This window comes from Tessaracoccus luoxuelianae (assembly GCF_054483915.1).
The window spans coordinates 1,348,013-1,366,645 of record NZ_CM137013.1 but is presented as its reverse complement, the minus strand read 5'-3'; the positions used below and the strand labels follow the sequence as shown (position 1 = coordinate 1,366,645).

At 69.3% G+C, this 18,633-nt stretch carries 18 protein-coding genes; 3 read left to right on the top strand and 15 right to left on the bottom strand.

What is annotated here, in order from left to right:
* Positions 1-30: 30 nt before the first annotated feature.
* The 6 genes from purM to ACX1D1_RS05950 all read right to left on the bottom strand — a co-directional run bounded on the left by purM (position 31) and on the right by ACX1D1_RS05950 (position 5,502).
* Positions 31-1,074, bottom strand: coding sequence for a phosphoribosylformylglycinamidine cyclo-ligase (gene purM, locus ACX1D1_RS05975; protein ID WP_459056546.1), 1,044 nt, complete (start codon positions 1,072-1,074; stop codon positions 31-33).
* Entirely contained in the window at positions 1,071-2,498 is a 1,428-nt protein-coding gene (purF, locus tag ACX1D1_RS05970; protein WP_182782266.1) for an amidophosphoribosyltransferase, read from the bottom strand. Before purF ends, purM begins: the two co-directional genes overlap by 4 nt.
* A gap of 62 nt (positions 2,499-2,560) precedes the next feature.
* Complete coding sequence (locus tag ACX1D1_RS05965) at positions 2,561-3,622, bottom strand: sulfate/molybdate ABC transporter ATP-binding protein (RefSeq protein ID WP_459056297.1); 1,062 nt, start codon at positions 3,620-3,622, stop codon at positions 2,561-2,563.
* Positions 3,615-4,397, bottom strand: a complete 783-nt coding sequence (locus tag ACX1D1_RS05960; protein ID WP_459056296.1) for an ABC transporter permease — start codon at positions 4,395-4,397, stop codon at positions 3,615-3,617. The genes ACX1D1_RS05965 and ACX1D1_RS05960 overlap by 8 nt, the downstream gene beginning before the upstream one ends.
* Positions 4,394-5,098 carry a molybdate ABC transporter substrate-binding protein gene (gene modA, locus ACX1D1_RS05955; RefSeq protein WP_459056295.1) on the bottom strand — a complete coding sequence of 235 codons (705 nt, stop codon included), beginning with the start codon at positions 5,096-5,098 and terminating at the stop codon, positions 4,394-4,396. Before modA ends, ACX1D1_RS05960 begins: the two co-directional genes overlap by 4 nt.
* Entirely contained in the window at positions 5,095-5,502 is a 408-nt protein-coding gene (locus ACX1D1_RS05950) for a TOBE domain-containing protein (protein ID WP_182782264.1), read from the bottom strand. The genes modA and ACX1D1_RS05950 overlap by 4 nt, the downstream gene beginning before the upstream one ends.
* 77 nt (positions 5,503-5,579) lie before the next feature.
* Between ACX1D1_RS05950 and ACX1D1_RS05945 the strand changes: the two genes are divergently transcribed.
* Complete coding sequence (locus ACX1D1_RS05945) at positions 5,580-6,092, top strand: MogA/MoaB family molybdenum cofactor biosynthesis protein (protein ID WP_182782263.1); 513 nt, start codon at positions 5,580-5,582, stop codon at positions 6,090-6,092.
* On the opposite strand, the gene moaC is transcribed toward ACX1D1_RS05945, so the two are convergent.
* Positions 6,093-6,569: a cyclic pyranopterin monophosphate synthase MoaC gene (moaC, locus tag ACX1D1_RS05940; protein WP_459056294.1), complete on the bottom strand. Its 477-nt coding sequence runs from the start codon at positions 6,567-6,569 to the stop codon at positions 6,093-6,095. It lies immediately after the preceding gene.
* 79 nt (positions 6,570-6,648) lie between these two features.
* On the opposite strand from moaC, the gene ACX1D1_RS05935 reads away from it, so the two are divergent.
* Together ACX1D1_RS05935 and ACX1D1_RS05930 are read left to right on the top strand one after the other, a co-directional pair.
* Positions 6,649-6,993, top strand: a complete 345-nt coding sequence (locus ACX1D1_RS05935; RefSeq protein ID WP_182782261.1) for an ArsR/SmtB family transcription factor — start codon at positions 6,649-6,651, stop codon at positions 6,991-6,993.
* A gap of 3 nt (positions 6,994-6,996) precedes the next feature.
* Entirely contained in the window at positions 6,997-7,479 is a 483-nt protein-coding gene (locus ACX1D1_RS05930; RefSeq protein WP_459056293.1) for an SRPBCC domain-containing protein, read from the top strand.
* 63 nt (positions 7,480-7,542) lie between these two features.
* On the opposite strand, the gene ACX1D1_RS05925 is transcribed toward ACX1D1_RS05930, so the two are convergent.
* The 8 genes from ACX1D1_RS05925 to ACX1D1_RS05890 are packed head-to-tail and all read right to left on the bottom strand — an operon-like array spanning position 7,543 to position 18,633.
* Positions 7,543-8,751: a molybdopterin molybdotransferase MoeA gene (locus tag ACX1D1_RS05925; RefSeq protein WP_459056292.1), complete on the bottom strand. Its 1,209-nt coding sequence runs from the start codon at positions 8,749-8,751 to the stop codon at positions 7,543-7,545.
* Positions 8,752-8,764: 13 nt separating this feature from the next.
* Positions 8,765-9,181, bottom strand: a complete 417-nt coding sequence (locus ACX1D1_RS05920; RefSeq protein WP_459056291.1) for a molybdenum cofactor biosynthesis protein MoaE — start codon at positions 9,179-9,181, stop codon at positions 8,765-8,767.
* Between the two features lie 22 nt (positions 9,182-9,203).
* Positions 9,204-10,595, bottom strand: a complete 1,392-nt coding sequence (locus ACX1D1_RS05915; RefSeq protein WP_459056290.1) for an MFS transporter — start codon at positions 10,593-10,595, stop codon at positions 9,204-9,206.
* A complete protein-coding gene (locus tag ACX1D1_RS05910) occupies positions 10,592-11,935 on the bottom strand; it encodes an MFS transporter (RefSeq protein WP_370585700.1) in 1,344 nt (447 codons plus the stop codon). The genes ACX1D1_RS05915 and ACX1D1_RS05910 overlap by 4 nt, the downstream gene beginning before the upstream one ends.
* 38 nt (positions 11,936-11,973) lie before the next feature.
* Entirely contained in the window at positions 11,974-12,732 is a 759-nt protein-coding gene (gene narI / locus ACX1D1_RS05905) for a respiratory nitrate reductase subunit gamma (RefSeq protein ID WP_182799041.1), read from the bottom strand.
* Positions 12,729-13,343, bottom strand: a complete 615-nt coding sequence (gene narJ, locus ACX1D1_RS05900) for a nitrate reductase molybdenum cofactor assembly chaperone (RefSeq protein WP_459056289.1) — start codon at positions 13,341-13,343, stop codon at positions 12,729-12,731. Before narJ ends, narI begins: the two co-directional genes overlap by 4 nt.
* A complete protein-coding gene (gene narH, locus ACX1D1_RS05895) occupies positions 13,340-14,920 on the bottom strand; it encodes a nitrate reductase subunit beta (RefSeq protein ID WP_255443525.1) in 1,581 nt (526 codons plus the stop codon). Before narH ends, narJ begins: the two co-directional genes overlap by 4 nt.
* A complete protein-coding gene (locus tag ACX1D1_RS05890; protein WP_459056288.1) occupies positions 14,920-18,633 on the bottom strand; it encodes a nitrate reductase subunit alpha in 3,714 nt (1,237 codons plus the stop codon). The genes narH and ACX1D1_RS05890 overlap by 1 nt, the downstream gene beginning before the upstream one ends.

The window sequence follows — 18,633 nt, the reverse complement described above, 5'->3', positions numbered from 1 at the left end:
GTCGTGCCGACGACGGTGGGGCTCCTCCCGCTAGAGGAGGAACGCCTCGCCAGGCCCCTCGGAGGCCTGGATCTCGCCCAGCACCCACCCGTGGACACCGCGTGCGGCGAGCGCCGCCAGGGCCGCGTCGACCTCATGCTGAGGCAGGATGGCCACCATGCCCACGCCCATGTTGAGGGTGGCGTCGACGTCGGCCTGCTTGAGCCCGCCCACCGTCTGCACGATCTGGAAGATCGCGGGCGGGGTCCAGCTGGAGCGGCGCAGCACCGCGGCCATGTCGTTGGGGATGACGCGGGCCAGGTTGTTGGCCAGCCCGCCGCCGGTGATGTGGCTCATGGCATGCACCTCGACGGTGCTGATGAGGTCCAGCACGTCGAGCGCGTAGATCTTCGTGGGCTCGAGGAGCTCCTCGCCGAGGGTTCGGCCGAGCTCGTCGACGTGGCGCCCGAGGTCCCAGCCCGCCTGGTTCAGCAGGACGTGGCGGACCAGTGAGTAGCCGTTGGAGTGCAGACCGGACGAGGCCATGGCGATGACCGCGTCGCCCGTGCGCACCCGCTCGGGCCCGAGGATCTTAGAGCGCTCCACCACGCCCGTCGTCGCGCCGGCGATGTCGTACTCGTGCGGCTCGAGGAGGCCGGGGTGCTCGGCCGTCTCCCCTCCGATGAGGGAGCAGCCCGCCGCGACACACGCGTCCGCGATCCCGCTGACGATCGCGGCGATCCGCTCCGGGACCACCTTGCCGCAGGCGATGTAGTCGGTGACGAACAGCGGTTCGGCGCCGCAGACCACGAGGTCGTCGACGAGCATGCCGAGGAGGTCGAAGCCGATGGTGTCGTGCTTGTCCAGGGCCTGGGCGATGGCCACCTTGGTGCCCACGCCGTCGGTGGAGGTGGCCAGCACCGGATGCTGGTACCCCTTCAGCGCCGAGGCGTCGAAGAACCCTGCGAAGCCGCCGAGACCGCCCAACACCTCGGGCCGACGGGTGCGGCCCACGTGGGCCTTCATCAGTTCGACGGCGCGGTCGCCCGCCTCGATGTCGACGCCGGCGGCGGCGTAGGCACTCTTCTCCACTATCTCTCCTCGAGTCTCAGCAGCTCGGCCTGGGCCGGCGGGATCGCGACGGGATAGTTCCCGTCGAAGCAGGCACGGCACAGGTTGTCGGCGGGCACGTGGGTGGCCTCCGTCAGGCCTTCAAGCGAGATGTAGCCAAGGGAATCTGCGCCGAGGGAGCGGCGGATCTCCTCCACCGTCAGGCCCGGTGCGATCAGCTCGGCCCGGGAGGCGAAGTCGATGCCGTAGAAGCATGGCCACTTCACCGGCGGCGACGAGATGCGCACGTGGACCTCGCGGGCGCCGGCCTCGCGCAGCATCCGCACAAGGGCGCGCTGGGTGTTGCCCCGCACGATCGAGTCGTCGACGACGACGAGGCGCTTGCCCTCGATCACCTCGCGCAGCGGGTTGAGCTTCAGCCGGATGCCGAGCTGGCGGATGGTCTGGCTGGGTTGGATGAAGGTGCGGCCCACGTAGGCGTTCTTCACCAGGCCCTGCCCGTAGGGGATGCCCGAGGCAGCCGCGTAGCCGATGGCCGAGGGCGTCCCCGACTCCGGCACCGGGATCACCAGGTCGGCGTCGACGGGGTACTCCTCCGCGAGCTTCCGGCCGATCCGGACCCGGACCGTGTGCACGCCGTGTCCGGCGATGGTGGTGTCCGGGCGGGCCAGGTAGACGTACTCGAAGATGCAGCCCTTCGGCTTGGCCTCGGCGAAACGCACGGACCGCAGTCCGCGCTCGTCGATGGCGAGGAACTCGCCGGGCTCCACCTCACGCACGAAGCTGGCGCCCACGATGTCCAGCGCCGCGGTCTCGGAGGCGACGACCCAACCGTTGGACAGACGCCCGAGGACCAGGGGCCTGATGCCCTGCGGGTCTCGGGCCGCGAAGATCGTGCGTTCGGTCATGAAGGTGAGGCAGAAGGCGCCCTTCAGGCGGGGCAGGACCTTCATCGCCACCTGCTCGATGGGCTCCTCGCCGAAGCTGGCCATGAGAGCCGTCACCAGCGACGTGTCGTTGGTGGAGTCCATGGTCTTCTTCTCCGGTACCCGCTCGGTGGGGTCCAGCTCCGCCAACCACGCCTCGAGCTCGTGGGTGTTGGTGAGGTTGCCGTTGTGGGCCAGGGCCAGTCCACCGGCGTGCGTGGCGCGGAAGGTGGGTTGCGCGTTGTGCCAGACGCTGGCCCCCGTCGTCGAGTAGCGGGTGTGACCGATGGCCAGCCGGCCGGGAAGCGACTTCAGCGTGGCCTCATTGAACACCTGGCTGACCAGGCCCATGTCCTTGTAAACCATGATGCGCTGGAGGTTGCTCACCGCGATGCCGGCGGACTCCTGGCCTCGGTGCTGCAGCGCGAACAGGCCGAAGAACGTCAGCTGGGCCACGTCCTCTTCGGGCGCCCAGACACCGAACACGCCGCATTCTTCCTTGGGACCGTCGTAGCCGAGCACGCGGCAGACTCTACCCGCTGGCGCCGTTCCGGGCGCCGTCCCCTCATCCGGTGGGCCGATGCTCAGGCCGACGACGGGTACAACGACACCAGGGTGGCCTTGATCACCGCCACCACCCGATCACCGGGCGCCAAGCCCAGGTCGCGGACCGCGGAGGGGGTCAGGTCGGCAGCGACCCGCTGCCCCACCACGTCCAGCGTCACCCGCTGCACGGGCCACCTGTCCTCGATTCCCACCACCAGGGCGGGCAGTTCGTTGCGCGGACTCCCGTGCGGGGCCTCCCGGAACACGCTGACCGCGGTGGGCGCGAACACGGCGCGGGCCGGCCCCGGCGGCAGAGGGCCCGCGGAGATGCCCGCCACCATGATCCCCTCGTCCAGCCGGACCCCGCCGTCGCCCGTGGCCTCGCCATGCAGCAGGTTGACCCCGACGAAGCCGGCCAGGAAGGCGCTCGTGGGGCGCTGACACACTTCGTCGACGTCCCCCTCCGCGACGACGCGGCCTTCGCTCAGCTCCACCACCCGGTCCGCGAGGGTCACCACGTCGAGGAAGTCGTGGGTGACCAGCACGGTGGTGATCCCGCGCAGGCGCTGCCTGAGGAGCGCCCGGACCTCCGGCGCCACGGTGGCGTCGAGCGCGGCGAGCGGCTCGTCGAGCAGCATCACCTCCGGATCGATGGCCAGGGAGCGGGCCAGCGAGACCCGTTGCGCCTGCCCGCCGGAGAGGGACCTCGGGCGACGCCGCCGCAGGTCGGCGCACCCGACGGCGGCCAGCTCGTCGGCCGCCCGGGCCCGCGCGGCCGCCCGCGACACGCCGCGGGCGCGAAGCCCGAAGGCGACGTTGTCGAGGACGTCGAGGTGGGGAAACAGCAGGGAACGCTGCTCGACGTAGCCGAACCGCCGCTGGTAGGGGGCCACGTGTCCCTCCGGCCCGGACAGCTCCAGTCCGTGGACGCTCACGCGGCCGCTGGTGGGGCGCAGGTCGCCGGAGAGCAGCTGGACCAGGCTGGACTTGCCCGCGCCGTTGGGGCCCACCACCGCGACAGTCGCGCCCTCGGGGATGCCCACCTCGACGGCCAGGCCACGGTCCGCGACCGCCGCGTCGACCCGGATGGCCTCAGGCATCGGTGCGCCCCGTCCGCATCGACACGTTCACGACGACAGCCGCGACCCCCAACAGCACCAGCGCCAACGCCAAGGCCAGCTCGGCGTCGGACTCCCGCAGCAGGTAGATCTCCAGCGGCAGCGTGCGGGTCACGCCCTGCAGGGACCCGGCGAACGTCAGGGTGGCGCCGAACTCGCCGAGCGCCCGGGCGAACGCGAGCGCGGTGCCAGACAGGATCGCGGGGGTGGCCAACGGCACCGTGACCCGCCCGAACACGTGCGTGGGGCGTGCGCCGAGCCGTGCGGCGGCCCGCTCGTAGTCGGTGCCCGCGGAGCGCAGGGCGCCCTCGAGCGAGACCACCAGGTAGGGCAGGGCCACAAAGGTCTGCGCCACGATCACGGCGGCGGTCGTGAAGCCGATCTCGATCCCGAGCACCCCCAGCGGCGCGCCGATGAGGCCGCGCCGCCCGAGGGTGGCGAGCAGCGCAAGCCCCGCGACGACGGGCGGCAGCACCATCGGCACCGCCACGACGGTCCGCGCCACGCCGACCCACCGGCCCCGCGACCGCGCCAGCACGAGCGCCGTCGGGACGCCGAGGAGGAGCACCGCGAGGGTGCTGGCCAGGCAGGTGCCGAGGCTGAGCGCCAGCGCGTCACGGGCCCGCTCGGAGCCCAGCAGCTCACCCAACCTCCCCCAGGGAACCCGCACCAACAGGCCGACCAGCGGCACGACGAGGACCGCCATCGCAGCGGCGAAAGGCGCCCACGCCCAGCGCGGGAGGGCCGCTGCGGTCACTGCGGCGGCCCGAAACCGGCCGCGCGCAGGTCTTCCTGCCAGGGCCCGGTCAGCCCGTCGACGAAGTCCTCAGCCGCGGCGGGGTGGGGCGCGTCGGCCACCACCGCCACCCAGTAGGTGTTCGGATCGCCGCCGGCACCGGCGATCTCGATGCTCTCCACGGCGGTCGAGGCCACGGCGTCGGTAGCGTAGACGAGGCCGGCGTCGGCCTCCCCGGAGGCGACCTTGCCGAGGACATCGGCCACTCTGCTCTCCTCGGAGACGGGACGGAGCTCCAGCCCGGCCGCGTCGGCCAGCCTGTGTGCGGCGGCCCCGCACGGCACCTCCACCGCGCACGCCACGAGCTTCCCGCGATTCAGCGACTCGTCGAATCCCGTCACCCCGGCCGGATTGCCTCGCGGCACGGCGATCACCAGCCGGTTGGTGGCGAACATCACCGGATCGTCGACGACGAGACCCGCGTCGACGGCGCGCTGCATCACCGCGCGGTCGGCCGAGGCGAACACGTCGGCCGGGGCTCCACCCGCCAGCTGGTCGAGCAGCCCGGATGAGCCGTCGAAGCTGAAGGTGGCCTCGGCGCCCACGTCCTGCAGCACCTCACTCAGGGATGACGCTGCGAACACGACCGGGCTCGTCGACGAAGGCTGCCCGCAGCCCGTGAGTGCCAACGCGGCGACGAGCAGTGCCGCGGACCTGTTCACGACCTGAGCCCCTCGATCGACACGTTCGTCGCCTTGATGACAGCGGTGGCCACCGAGCCGACCTCGAGCCCGAGTTCCCGCACCGCCTCGGTGGAGATCAGGCTGACGATGCGGTAGCGGCCGCACTGCAGCTCCACCTGGCTCATCACCAGATCCGAGGTCACCTTCGTCACGATCCCGGTGAGGTGGTTGCGCGCTGATCGCGTCCCCGCTCCCCCGTCCAGGTCGTCCAGCCCTCCATCGGCGAGCTCCTGGGCGAGCGCGGCCAGCGCGGCGCCGTCGACGACCCGTCTCCCCTGCTCGTCGGCGCTGGCCGGCAGACGGCCGGCCTCAACCCAGCGACGGACCGTGTCGTCGCTCACCCCCAGAAGGCTTGCCGCCGCCGAGATCCGCATCTGCGTCATGCTTGACCCTAACACTCCGCTCCTGCGGATCGGTGGGTCTGGTCCTGTCGGCCTTCGCGCCGGAATAGGCTGGGGCCATGAGTCACAGAGCCGCCGTCATCACCTGCTCGGATCGCGCCTCGGGCAACGTCTACGAGGATCGTTCGGGCCCGATCATCCGTCGCGCGCTGAAGGAGTTGGGATTCGAGGTGACGGAGCCGGTCATCGTGCCGGACGAGGCCGAGGTGATCGCCACAGAGATCCGGCTCGCGGTGGCCGACGGCGCCCGCGTGGTCATCACCACGGGCGGGACGGGAGTGGGCCCGCGGGATGTCACCGTCGAGGCGACCCGGTCCCTGCTCACCTACGAGGTGCCGGGGGTGGCGGAGGCCGTCCGCAGCCTGGGCGCGGCGAACACTCCGCTGTCGTGGCTCTCCCGGGGCCTGGCCGGGGTGATCGACCACAACGAGAACCGCGCGTTCGTCTACAACGCCCCCGGCTCCCGGGGTGGGGCCCGCGACGCACTCTCAGTGCTGGCCCCGCTGCTCGTCCACATCGTCGACCAGCTCGACGGCGCTGATCACGACCTCAATCGGCCCTCCAGCCAGTAATCAGGAATCCGCGGGCCGGCTCCAGTCGCCTGAGCGCCCCCCGCTCTTGGCGGTGATCCGCGCCGACACGATCTCGGCCGAACGGTCCACGCCCTTGACCATGTCCACCACCGCCAACGCCGCGACAGTCACCGCCGTCAGCGCCTCCATCTCGACGCCGGTCCGGTCCGCGGTCCGCACCGTCGCTTCGATGGCGACCCCCTCGTCGACGATCGACAGGTCGACGACGGCGCCGTGCACGCCGATCACGTGTGCCAGCGGCAGCAGATCCGGGACCCTCTTCGTCGCCGCGATCCCCGCGACCCGGGCGACGGCCAACACGTCGCCCTTCGGAACTGTTCCCGTGCGCAACGCCTCAACCACCTCCGCCGAGCAATGGACGGAGGCGACGGCGGTGGCCGAGCGGACCGTGGGTTGCTTGGCGGTGACGTCGACCATGCGGGCCTCGCCGCGGGCATCAAGGTGCGTGAACTCCATGGCGCAAGCGTGTCAGGTTCCATGACCGGGGCCAACCCGGGGCTTTACAGGTGACCTATCGGTCACATATTGTCGCGGTATGGACGACGACCTCGTGTTCAAGGCGCTGGCGGATCCCATCCGCCGGCTGCTGATGGACGCGCTCTTCGAGCGGGACGGCCGCTCGCTCGCGGAGCTGACGGACCTCGTCCAGACCCGGGCGGAGATGACCCGGTTCGGCGTCGCCAAGCACCTCCGCATCCTGGAGGACGCCGGCGTCGTCACCACGCGAAGGCAAGGCCGGGAGAAGCTCCACCACCTCAACCCGGTCCCGATCCAACAGATCCACGAACGGTGGATCGGCAAGTACACCGAGCGAGCGGGCATCGCCTCCGTGCTGCTGCAGCTCAAACACGTCGTTGAGGACGACCCTTCGAAAGGCTGAACCATGAACAACACCGTCATCTACAGCATCTACATCAACGCCCCGGCGCAGAAGATCTGGGACGCCATCACCACATCGGAGTACACGTCTCGCTGGGGCTACGGCGGAGACGTCGAGATCGACCCCCGACCCGGGGGCGTGTACCGCAACCTCACCACCGACGAAATGAAGCAGATGGGGATGGGCGAGGTTGCGGTCAACGGCTCAGTGGTGGAGATCGACGAGCCGCGACGGCTCGTCCTGGACTGGGCGCCCGCCTGGTACCCGGAGGCAGAGGCAACCCGCGTCATCTGGGAGCTCACCGAATACCCGGGCGGCCTGACACAGGTCGTCCTCACCCACGACGTGACGAACAACCCGCAGCTGCTCGCCGAGGTCACGGGCGGCGCGGATCCGGGCTCCGGTGGCGGTGGGTGGCCGTGGGCCCTGTCGGGGCTCAAGACCCTGATGGAGACGGGCCGATCCATGGACGAACCCGCCGCCTGATTCCCGAGGACGGCAGTCAGTGATGTCGGGTGCCACACCCCGCACCCGGCGTCACTCCTCAGGTCAGGTGGTGACGTGGACCGCCACGACGTCGCCCAGCCTGACGGCGTCCTCCACCTCCGGAACGACGGCGAGGCCGTCGGCCAGGTGGAGCGAGGCCACCAGGTGGGAGCCTGAGCCGAGCCGGTGCGAGGGCTGCACCGCGCCGTCGACGATGCGCACCGGCGTGTACTGCCGACGCCCCGGCGGGCTGTGCCACCCCTCGGCGACGGGGAGCTGGGTGGACGGCCACAGTGTGGGAAGGCCCTGAAACGCGGCCAGCAGCGGGCGCAGGTACGCCCAGGCCGAGACGAACACGCTGACGGGGTTGCCGGGCAGACCCAGGAAGGCCACGGGCCGCCCGTCACGGTCGCGCAGTGCGCCGCAGGCCTGCGGCTTGCCCGGCTGCATCGCCACCTTGACGAACTCGATCTCGCCCTCGACCACCTGCCGTACCACCTCGAACGCCCCCACGGACACCCCGCCGGAGGTGACCACCACGTCCGCGGCGGCGGAGGCCTCGTCGAGCACCCGCGCGAACTGGGCGCCGTCGTCGGGCACCGATCGCCGCAGGACGACCCGGCCGCCGAACCTCTCCACGAGGCCGGCGAGCAGGATCGAGTTGGAGTCCGGGATCTGGCCGAAGCCGAGTGGCTCACCGGCGGGCGCAAGCTCGGAGCCGGTCGACAGCACCGCGACACGCGGCCTCCGACGCAGCGGCACTGACCCGAAGCCGATCGACGCCGCCGCGGACGCGGCCTCTGCCCCCCACACGGTCCCGGAGGGCAGGACGGTGTCTCCCGCGCGCACGTCCTCACCCGCCCGCCTCACGTGCCGGCCCGGCACCGCTGCCTCGCTGACGACAACGCGATCGGGCAGCGGTGCGGCGCCCATCGGCTGGTCGGTGGCCTCCACCGGGACGACGGCGTCCGCCCCCGGTGGCATCGGCGCGCCCGTCATGATCCGGGCCGCCTCCCCGGGCCCCACCGTCGGCGTGGAAGTGGCGCCGGCAGGGATGTCGCCGACCACGCTGAGGACGGCCCCGGGCGTCGCGTCGGCGGCGCGCACCGCGAACCCGTCCATGGCCGAATTGTCGAAGGGGGGGACCGCCACCCGCGCCGTCAGGTCCTCCGTCAGCACCCGTCCGCGACCCTCACCGACGGGCGTCGCCTCGGCTGGCAGGAGCGAGGCCAACGCCAGCACCCGCCCCAGGTACTCCTCGACGCTCAGCACGTCGGGCCACTCCTCACGGGCACTGCGACCACTCGTGGGTGCCGTCGGCGAGGAACTGCTTCTTCCAGATCGGCAGCCGCTCCTTGACCCGCTCCACCAGGTCCGACGCGCAACCGAACGCCTGCGCCCGGTGGGACGCCGCGACAGCCACGAACAGCGCCACCCCCCCGATGCCCAGCGTGCCCACGCGATGCTGCGCCGCGATCGCGTGCACGCCCTCTCGGCCCTCGAACTCGGCCACGATCTCCCGCATCACAGCCTCCGCCGTCGGGTGCCCGACGTACTCGATGCCCGTGACCGCCACCCCGTGGTCGTGGTTGCGCACGATGCCGCCGAACGTGACGACGGCTCCCGCGCGGTCATCGGAGACGAACGCCGTCAGCGCGTCGACGTCGACGTCGTCGGGCGTCACCCCTGCGAGTTGCTTCACACGCCCACCCTAACCCGAGGGGTCAGCTGGGCTTCGGCGCGCCCGGGCGGGCGTAGCGGAACCAGGTGATCGCGATGCACATCACGGCCCACACGGCACCGATGGCATAGAACAGCGTGGGGCTCATGATGGTGAGTCCGACGCCGAACAGGAACGGTCCGAAGGCCGCGATGGCCGCGGTCCAGCCGATCACGCCGCCCGCCTGCCGCTTCTCGAAGATCATCGGCATCTGCTTGAACGTGGACGCGTTGCCGATCCCGGAGAACAGGAAGATCAGCAGCATGCCCCACAGGAACTGGTTGAACCCGCCCTGCAGCGCGGCAGCGCTGGAGGTGTCCGGTGTGAGCGCCGGGATCGTGAAGAGGATCGAGCCCAGGATGCCGATGCCGGAGATGAGCGTCCAGATGGCGCCACCCATCCGGTCAGTCAGCGGCGAGAACACGATACGGGCCCCGGCACCGACGAGCGGCCCGAGGAAGACGAACTTCACCGGATCCGGCAGCGTGTAGCCGTCGACGAGCATCGTGGCCGTGGCCCCAGCGCCCTCGACGATGGCGGCGTTGCCCGCCCCGTAGAGGTTGAGCATCAGCAGGCCGAACTGGGCCGCGAGCCCGGAGAAGGTGCCGAAGGTCATGATGTAGAGGATGGTCATCCACCAGGTGTCCTGGTTGGAGAAGATGTCGAACTGTTGCTTGATGTTGGCCTTGATCGGCACGGACCGCAGCGCGATGTAGGCCCAGATGGCGCCGACGATGATGAACGGGATGTAGACCAGCGCCGAGTTCTGGTACCAGACCGTGACGGGGTCCCTGCCCGCGAACGACATCTGCTGCGAGCCGAGGAACCCGAACATGCCGAAGGTGATCAGCCAGGGCGTCATGAGCTGCACGAGCGACACGCCGAAGTTGCCGATGCCCGCCTGCAGGCCCAGCGCGGTGCCCTGGAGGCGCTTGGGGAAGAAGTACGAGGTCGAGGGCATGAATCCGGAGAACGCACCGCCGCCGATGCCGGAGAGGAACGCCAGACCCAAGAGCCGCCAGTAGGGCACGTCAGGGTTGGTGACCTCAAAGCCCCACCCGAGGACCGGCAGGATGAGCAGGAGGGTGGTCAGGGTCACCATCTTGCGGGTGCCGATCTTGGGCGGCAGCACCATCCACACGAGCCTCAGGATTCCGCCGGACAGGCCGGGCATGGCGGCCATCCAGTAGAGCTGCTCCTTGGTGAAGTCGAAGCCGAGCGCGTTGAGCTTGGGCACGATGGCGCTGGGGAGGAACCAGGCCACGAAGGCCAGGGTCAGCGTGAAGGTCGTGATGGTGAGGGTGTTCCAGGCGAGTCTGCTGTCCCACTTCTCCGGATCCTCCGGGTCCCAGGCCTGGAGCCAGTCGCCCTTGGTCTCGAACTTCTTGGTACTCATACTGCGGACTCCTCAAGGGGAAGTTCGATGGTGCCGGCGAGTTCGGGTGACTTGTCGTGCAGCATCTTGACGATGGTGAGGTGCATCCACACCGCGCAGATGACGGTGAGGAGGAACAGGACGAAGAAGGTGGACGTGGGGAACCCCGACCACAGCTTGGTGTAGGCGAACAGCGGCGGAAGGACGAACCCGCCGAGGCCACCGAGGGTGCCGACGAGGCCGCCGACCGAGCCGACGTTCTCCGGGAAGTACTCGGGGATGTGCTTGAACACCGCGGCCTTGCCCAGGCCCATGGCGCAGCCCAGGAGGAACACCAGCACCGCGAACATCCAGAGGCTGAGGCTGTAGGCGAGGTGCTCGGTCTGGGAGCCGTCGGCGTGCTCGATGACGATGTGGCCGTTGGGCATCATGAGGATTCCGCTGGTGAGCAGCATCAGAGCGAACGTCCAGTACATGACCCTGCGGGCGCCGAAATGATCCGACAGCCAGCCGCCCACGGGACGCAGGAGCGAGGCCGGGAAGATGAAGGTGGCCGTGAGCAGGCCCGCGGTGGTGAGGTCAACGTCGAAGTTGTCGACGTAGTACTTGGGTAGCCACGCCGACAGCGCCACGTAGGCGCCGAAGACCGCCACGTAGTAGAGGCTGAACCGCCACACCCGCATGTGCTTGAGCGGCAGCAGCATGGTGCGGACGCTCCGGCTGGTGCCGGGCGCGCGATCCACGCGCGGCACGATCACCCACACGGCCACCCCTACGATGACCAGCAGCACGGCGTAGATCACCGGAACCAGGCGCCAGCCGCCCTCGATGCCGAACGCGAAGGTGGCCCCCGCCGTCCCTGCGATCAGCGGGGGGCCGATGAACTTGGTCACCGACGCGCCCACGTTGCCCGCACCGAAGACGCCCAGGGCGAGGCCCTGGCGCTTGCGGGAGTACCAGGCCGCGTTCCAGGCGGTGCCGACGGAGAACAGGTTTCCGGCAAAGCCGACGAGGAAGGCCAGCACGAGCAGGAGCCCGTAGCTGTCGGCCTTCGAGACCAGGAAGGCGGGCAGCGCGGTGGCGAACAGCAGGAACAGCGTGACCTTCCGGCCGCCGATCCGGTCCGCCAGAATGCCGGCCGGGAGCCGCCACATCGAGCCGTTCAGGACGGCCAGGGCCGAGATCCAGGACAGCTCCACGTCGGTGAGGCCGAGTTCCTTCTGGATGGGGACGCCGAGGATGCCGAACATCAGCCACACCGCGAACATCAGCGTGAACGCGAGGGTGGACATGATCATGACGCGGCCGGCGCCCTTGCCCGTCTCGTGGACGGGCTCAACCTCGATGAGGTGCTTACTCACGTGTGGGGTGTCTCTCTAGGGGGAAGGCGGCAGGGAGCTCAGCGCTGGGCGCGCTTGTTGTCGGGGGTACCCACGGGGTCCCAGCCGCGACCCTTGACCGTCTCGGAGCGACGCGACGAGTCGTCGCGCGAGCGGTAGACGATGTAGGGGCGGAACAGGTAGTGGAACGGTGCGGAGAAGGCGTGCACCAGGCGGGTGAAGGGGATCATCGCGAACAGCAGCATCCCGATGACGACGTGGGTCTGGAACTGCCAGGTGGCGGCCCCCATCGCCTCCACGTCGGGCTGGAACACGAACAGGGAGCGGAACCACACCGATACCGTCTCGCGGTAGTTGTGCTCCTCGCCTGTGGGGGTGGTGTCGCCGGTGAGCGTGGCCACCATGCCGAGCCCGATCACGGTGGCGAGCACCAGGTACATGATCTTGTCGTTCCACGTGGTGGCCTTGAACACCGCCGTGGTGGAGCGACGGCGCCAGATCAGCATCGCCAGGCCGACGATCAGGGCGATGCCCGCCAGCCCGCCGCCGTAGAGGGCGCCGGCGTGGTAGGTGTGCTGATCGATGCCGATCCAGTCCGTGAACGCCTTGGGGATCAGCAGGCCGACGATGTGGCCCATGAGCACCGCGATGAGCGCGAAGTGGAAGATGGGCGAGCCGATCTTCAACAGCCTGGACTCGTAGAGCTGAGACGAGCGCGTGGTCCAGCCGAACTGATCGAACCGGTAGCGCCAGATCAGCCCACCCACGAGGATCAGCAACACCACGTAGGGCAGGACTCCCCAGAGCAGAATGTTCATCGCGTGCTCCCTTGCAGTTGCGGGTAGGGCAGGAAGGTGGGATCGAGGCCGACGGTCTCGGTGGGCGGGCCGCCCAGCAGGTCCCGGACCTCGGAGCGGGTACGCGGCGAGGGCCCGCCGAGCGCGGCGCAGACGGCCTCGACCACCCCGGACTGCGGGAGCTTGTCCTCCGCCAGTCCGATGCGGAGCAGCTCGAGGCTGGCGCGGTAGGTGTTGAGGAGCCCCAGCCCCAATTGGGGGTGTCCAACGGCGGCGAACTCGAGGACCATCGGAAGGTAATCCGGCAGCTCACCGGCGAGGTCCACCACGAGGCCGGAATCCCGGTAGGTCTGCTTGATGGCGGCCAGCACCTCGCCGCGGCGGCGGGTGTCGCCGTCGGTCCAGTAGGTCAGGTGCAGCGCGTGCCGGCGTGACAGGTCGAACTCCTGCACGTACCAGCTCTGCAGCTCCATGATCGGCATGCTGCGCAGGTGCGCGAGGGTGGGCGCGAAGTACTCTCCCGCACCAGCCTCGGCGACGGCGGCCTCGATCACCGGGAGCCGATCCAGCAGCTCCTCGTCCGGGTAGCCGAGCAGCAGCCCGGCCGCCTGGAACACCACCGCTGACATCATGCTCCGCTCGCGTCGAGCTGGCGGGCCTTCGCGTCGGCGAAGCTCTCGATCGCCACCGGGACCACGCGCCCTGAAGAGGTGCCGAACGGCCCCTCTCCCCCGGCGCCCGGCCCGCCCTCGAAGTCCAGCGAGCAGCCCATCTCCTCCAGGTTGTGCGCCTGCTCGGCATGGGCCTTGGGGATGACGTAGCGCTCGTCGTACTTGGCGATGGCTAGCAGCCGGTACATCTGCTCCAGGGCCGCGGGCTCCATGCCGACGGCGTGCGCCAGCTCGGGCTGCCGCTCTCGGCCGAGCGTCACGTCGCGCATGTAGGAGCGCATCGCGGCCAGCTTCTGCAGCACGCCCGTCACCACGTCGGCGTCTCCCGCGGTGAACAGCTCAGCGAGGTATTCGACGGGGATGCGGAGGGTGTCGATGGCACCGAACAGGTTGCCGCCGGCCTCGGAGTCGTGGCCCTGGGCCTTGAGCAGGTCCACCACCGGGGAGAGCGGGGGCACGTACCAGACCATCGGCATGGTGCGGTACTCAGGGTGCAGCGGAAGCGCCACCTTGAAGTGCTTGATGAGGGCGTACACGGGTGACTTCTGGGCGGCGGCCAGCCAGTCGCCAGGGATCCCGTTGGCCTTCGCATCGGCGATCACCTGCGGGTCGTTCGGGTCCAGCATCAGGTCCATCTGGGCCTGGTACAGGTCCTTGTCGTCGACGAGGGCGGCCTTGGTGACCTGATCGGGGTCGTAGAGGATGATGCCGATGTAGCGCAGCCGGCCCACGCAGGTCTCGGAGCACACCGTCGGCAGTCCCACCTCGAGGCGGGGGTAGCACATGGTGCACTTCTCGGCCTTGCCGGAGCGGTGGTTGAAGTAGATCTTCTTGTAGGGGCAGCCGGTGATGCACTGACGCCAGCCGCGGCACTTGTCCTGGTCCACCAGGACGATGCCGTCCTCCGAGCGCTTGTAGATGGCGCCGGAGGGGCAGGAGGCCATGCAGGAGGGGTTGAGGCAGTGTTCGCAGATCCGGGGCACGAAGAACATGAAGGTCTTCTCGTACTCGAACTTGATCTGCAGGTTGGCGTCCTCGCGAAGCTTCTTCACGATCGGGTCGTCATGGCCGGTCTCGTGGATGCCGCCCAGGGCGTCGTCCCAGTTGGCGGAGGCCTTGATGGCCATGTCCTCGCCCGTGATCAGGGACTTCGGCCTCGCGACGGGGAAGTCGTCGCCCAGCGGTGCCTGGATGAGGTTCTCGTAGTCGTAGGTCCACGGCTCGTAGTAGTCGTTCATCTCCGGCTGCACCGGGGAGGCGAAGATGCTCAGCAGCTTCTTGAACCGGCCACCGGAGCGCAGCTTGAGCCGCCCGGACTTGGTCCGCACCCAGCCGCCCTGCCACTTCTCCTGGTCCTCGTAGGTGCGGGGGTAGCCCTGCCCGGGGCGGGTCTCCACGTTGTTGAACCACACGTACTCGGTGCCGGCCCGGTTGGTCCAGGCCTGCTTGCACGTAACCGAGCAGGTGTGGCAGCCGATGCACTTGTCGAGGTTCATCACCATGGCCACCTGGGCCATCACGCGTCGCTGCTTGGCCATCAGTACTGGACCTCCTGGGAGCGGCGGCGCACCGTCGACACGATGTCTCGTTGAACGCCGGTGGGGCCGATGTAGTTGAAGGCGTACGCCTGGTGTGCGTAGCCGCCGATGAGGTGGGTGGGTTTGAGAAGGATCCGGGTCACCGAGTTGTGGATGCCGCCGCGCTTGCCGGTGGCCTCGGACTTCGGCACGTCGATGGTGCGTTCCTGGGCGTGCTGCACGTAACAGATGCCGTCCGGCAGCTTCGGCGTGACGACGGCGCGGGCCACGAACACTCCGTTGGCGTTGGTCAGCTCGATCCAGTCGTTGTCCCTGACCCCGATGCTCGCGGCGTCGGCGACGCTGAGCCAGGCCTGCGGCCCGCCGCGACCGAGGCTGAGCATGAACAGGTTGTCCTGGTACTCGGAGTGGATGGACCACTTGTTGTGCACCGTGATGTAGCGCAGCGTGATGGCCTTCTCACCGTTGGGTCCGAGCTCGGGCTCGCCGTAGTCGCGGCCCATGTCCAGCGGCGGCCGGAAGATCGGCAGCTGCTCGCCTGCGTCGGCCATCCAGTCGTGGTCCAGGAAGAAGTGCATCCGCCCGGTCAGCGTGTGCCATGGCTTGAGCCGCTCGGTGTTGATGGTGAACGCGGCGTAGCGGCGGCCGCCGGTCTCCGACCCCGACCACTCCGGGGAGGTGATGACGGGCTGCGGCGACTGCTGGGTCTGGATGAAGGTGATCTGCTTCTCCTCGGACCCCTCAGACAGGTCCGCCAGTCTGCGGCCGGTCTTGCGCTCCAGGTCGCGGAAGCCCTGCGTGGCCAACTCTCCGTTGGTGGTGCCGGAGAACATCAGGATGGCCTCGGCGAGCCGCTGGTCGGTGTTGATGGCGGGGCGGCCTGCGGCCGGGCCGGAGGGGTACACCCCGTGCAGCTTGCCGAGCTTGGTCACCTGGTGGCCCACGTCGTAGGTGATGTTCTTGACGGTGAAGCCCAGCTTCTCCGCCAGCGGGCCGACGGTGAGCAGCTTGTCCGCGATCGCCGTGTAGTCGCGCTCAACGACGGCGAGCACCGGCATGTTCTTCCCGGGCACACCCTCCAGGTCGGTGCCTCGCCAGTCGGGCACATGGCCGCCCGGCTGGGCGATCTGGCCGGGGGTGTCGTGCTGGAGCGCAACCGCCACCAGGTCCTTGCGGGTGTCCAGGCGTCCCTTGGCCAGCTCGGAGAGCTTGATCGCGAGTTCGGCGAACACGTCGAAGTCGCTCTTGGTCTCCCACGGCGGGTCGATCGCGGGCGTGAACGCGTGCACGAAGGGGTGCATGTCCGTGGAGCTGAGGTCGTACTTCTCGTACCAGGTGGCGGCAGGGAGCACGATGTCGCTGAGCAGCGTGGAGCTGGTCATGCGGAAGTCCGCGGTGATCAGCAGGTCCAGCTTCCCTTCAGGGGCCTCGTCGTGCCACTTCACCACATCCGGGCGGAGGTCCGCCCCGTGACCGTTCTCCATCACGTTGTTGTGGGTGCCGAGGAGGTGCTTGAGGAAGTACTCGTTGCCCTTGGCCGAGGAGCCGAACAGGTTCGAGCGCCACAGGATCATGGTGCGCGGCCAGTTCTCGGGCGCGTCGATATCCTCGACGGCGCTCTTCAACTCGCCGGAGTTGAGCCTGGCGGCCACGTAGGCCTGCGGGGTCTCGTACTCGCCGCGTCCGACGGCAGCGATCGCCTCGTCCGCCAGGTCCAGCGGGTTCGCGTCGAACTGCGGGTAGAACGGCATCCAGCCCAGGCGGTGTGACAGCGCGATCGCGTCCGCCGAGTGGGTGCCGTCGAGGCTGCCGGTGGACAGCGGGGACTTGATCCGGTCAGCCGAGAAGCCGTCGGTGCGCCACTGATCGGTGTGCATGTACCAGTAGGCGGTGCCGATCATGGTGCGCGGGGGCCGCGACCAGTCCGTGGCGTTGGCCATGTTGAACCAGCCCGTCATGGGGCGGCACTTCTCCTGGCCCACGTAGTGCGCCCAGCCGCCGCCGTTCTTGCCGATGCAGCCGGTCATCATGAGCAGCGCGATGATGGCGCGGTAGGTCACGTCCGCGTGGAACCAGTGGCAGATGCCGGCGCCGATGATGATCATCGTGCGGCCCTTCGACTCCTCCGAGTTGGCCGCGAACTCACGGGCGATGCGGAGGCACGCCTCGGCGGGCACGGAGGTGATCTCCGCCTGCCAGGCGGGGGTGTAGGGAACTGTGGCGTCGTCGTACCCGGCAGGCCACTGGCCAGGGAGGCCGTCGCGGCCCACGCCGTACTGGGCGAGCATGAGGTCGAAGACTGTGGTGACGAGCTTGCCCTCGACCACGCGGGCAGGGACACCGCGGTGGATGATGCTGCCCTCCCCCTTCGGGTCCTCGAAGCACGGCAGGGAGATCTCCACCTTCTGCGCGTCGGCCTGTTCGATGAGGCTGAGCGCGGGTCGGATCTCGCCGAGGTCCAGGTTCCAGAGACCGGCCCCGTCCTCGGAGTAGCGGTAGCCCATGGAACCGTTGGGCACCGCAGGGCTGGAGGTGGCGTCGTCCCACACCACGGTCTTGAAGGCGGCGTCGGAGACCTCTGCGGTGGCCGGCAGGTCCGCGGCGGTGAGGAACTTGCCGGGCACCAGCCCATGGCCGTCGGGGTGATCCACCAGGGTGATCAGCATGCCGAGGTCCGTGTACTGCTTGACGTAGTCGTCGAAGTACTCGACCTTCTTGTCGACGAAGTTCTCCTTGAGGATGACATGCCCCATGGCCATGGCCAGCGCGGCATCGGTGCCGGCCTGGGCGGGCAGCCACTCGTCGGCGAACTTCACGTTGTCCGCGTAGTCCGGCGCCACGGTGACCACCTTGGTGCCGCGGTAGCGGACCTCGGCCATCCAGTGCGCGTCCGGGGTGCGCGTGACGGGCACGTTGGAGCCCCACATCATCAGGTAGGTGGAATCCCACCAGTCGCCGGACTCCGGCACGTCGGTCTGGTCTCCGAACACCTGCGGGGAGGCGACGGGGAGGTCCGCGTACCAATCGTAGAAACTGGTCATCGCGCCGCCGATGAGGTGCGTGAAGCGGGTGCCGATGGCGTGGGAGACCATGCTCATCGCCGGGATGGGCGAGAAGGAGACGCAGCGGTCCGGGCCGTAGAACTTGATGGTGTTGACGTAACTGGCGGCGGAGATCTCCAGGGCCTCTTCCCAGGAGATGCGCACCAATCCGCCCTTGCCTCGGGCCTGCTGGTAGCGGCGGCGCTTGACCGGATCGGTGGAGATCTCACGGAAGGCGGCCACCGGATCGCCCAGGCGCTTCTTCGCCTCCCGGTACATCTCGATGAGCACGCCGCGGCCGTACGGGTAGCGGACCCGGGTGGGCGAGTAGGTGTACCACGAAAAGGCGGCCCCACGGGGGCATCCGCGGGGCTCATACTCCGGCCGGTCAGGCCCGGTGGTGGGATAGTCCGTCTGCTGGGACTCCCAGGTGATGATCCCGTCCTTGACGTAGACCTTCCAGGAACAGGAGCCGGTGCAGTTGACGCCGTGCGTGGAGCGGACCACCTTGTCGTGGCTCCAGCGGTCGCGGTAGAAGACGTCTCCCGCGCGGCCACCCTGGCGGAAGACGGCGCGGCCGTCGTCAGTCTGGTCCCACTTGGTGAAGAAGCGGCCAAGCTTCAGCAGGGCATCGGAGGCGGGGCCGTCAACGCGCGCGGAATCGGTGCTCAT

Coding starts and splice junctions, on each gene's coding strand:
- ACX1D1_RS05965 (WP_459056297.1), bottom strand. CDS start 3,622: ATGCCTGAGGCCATCCGGGTCGACGCGGCGGTCGCGGACCGTGGCCTG.
- ACX1D1_RS05950 (WP_182782264.1), bottom strand. CDS start 5,502: ATGACGCAGATGCGGATCTCGGCGGCGGCAAGCCTTCTGGGGGTGAGC.
- ACX1D1_RS05945 (WP_182782263.1), top strand. CDS start 5,580: ATGAGTCACAGAGCCGCCGTCATCACCTGCTCGGATCGCGCCTCGGGC.
- moaC (WP_459056294.1), bottom strand. CDS start 6,569: ATGGAGTTCACGCACCTTGATGCCCGCGGCGAGGCCCGCATGGTCGAC.
- ACX1D1_RS05935 (WP_182782261.1), top strand. CDS start 6,649: ATGGACGACGACCTCGTGTTCAAGGCGCTGGCGGATCCCATCCGCCGG.
- ACX1D1_RS05930 (WP_459056293.1), top strand. CDS start 6,997: ATGAACAACACCGTCATCTACAGCATCTACATCAACGCCCCGGCGCAG.
- ACX1D1_RS05915 (WP_459056290.1), bottom strand. CDS start 10,595: ATGAGTACCAAGAAGTTCGAGACCAAGGGCGACTGGCTCCAGGCCTGG.
- narI (WP_182799041.1), bottom strand. CDS start 12,732: ATGAACATTCTGCTCTGGGGAGTCCTGCCCTACGTGGTGTTGCTGATC.
- narJ (WP_459056289.1), bottom strand. CDS start 13,343: ATGATGTCAGCGGTGGTGTTCCAGGCGGCCGGGCTGCTGCTCGGCTAC.
- narH (WP_255443525.1), bottom strand. CDS start 14,920: ATGGCCAAGCAGCGACGCGTGATGGCCCAGGTGGCCATGGTGATGAAC.
- ACX1D1_RS05890 (WP_459056288.1), bottom strand. CDS start 18,633: ATGAGCACCGATTCCGCGCGCGTTGACGGCCCCGCCTCCGATGCCCTG.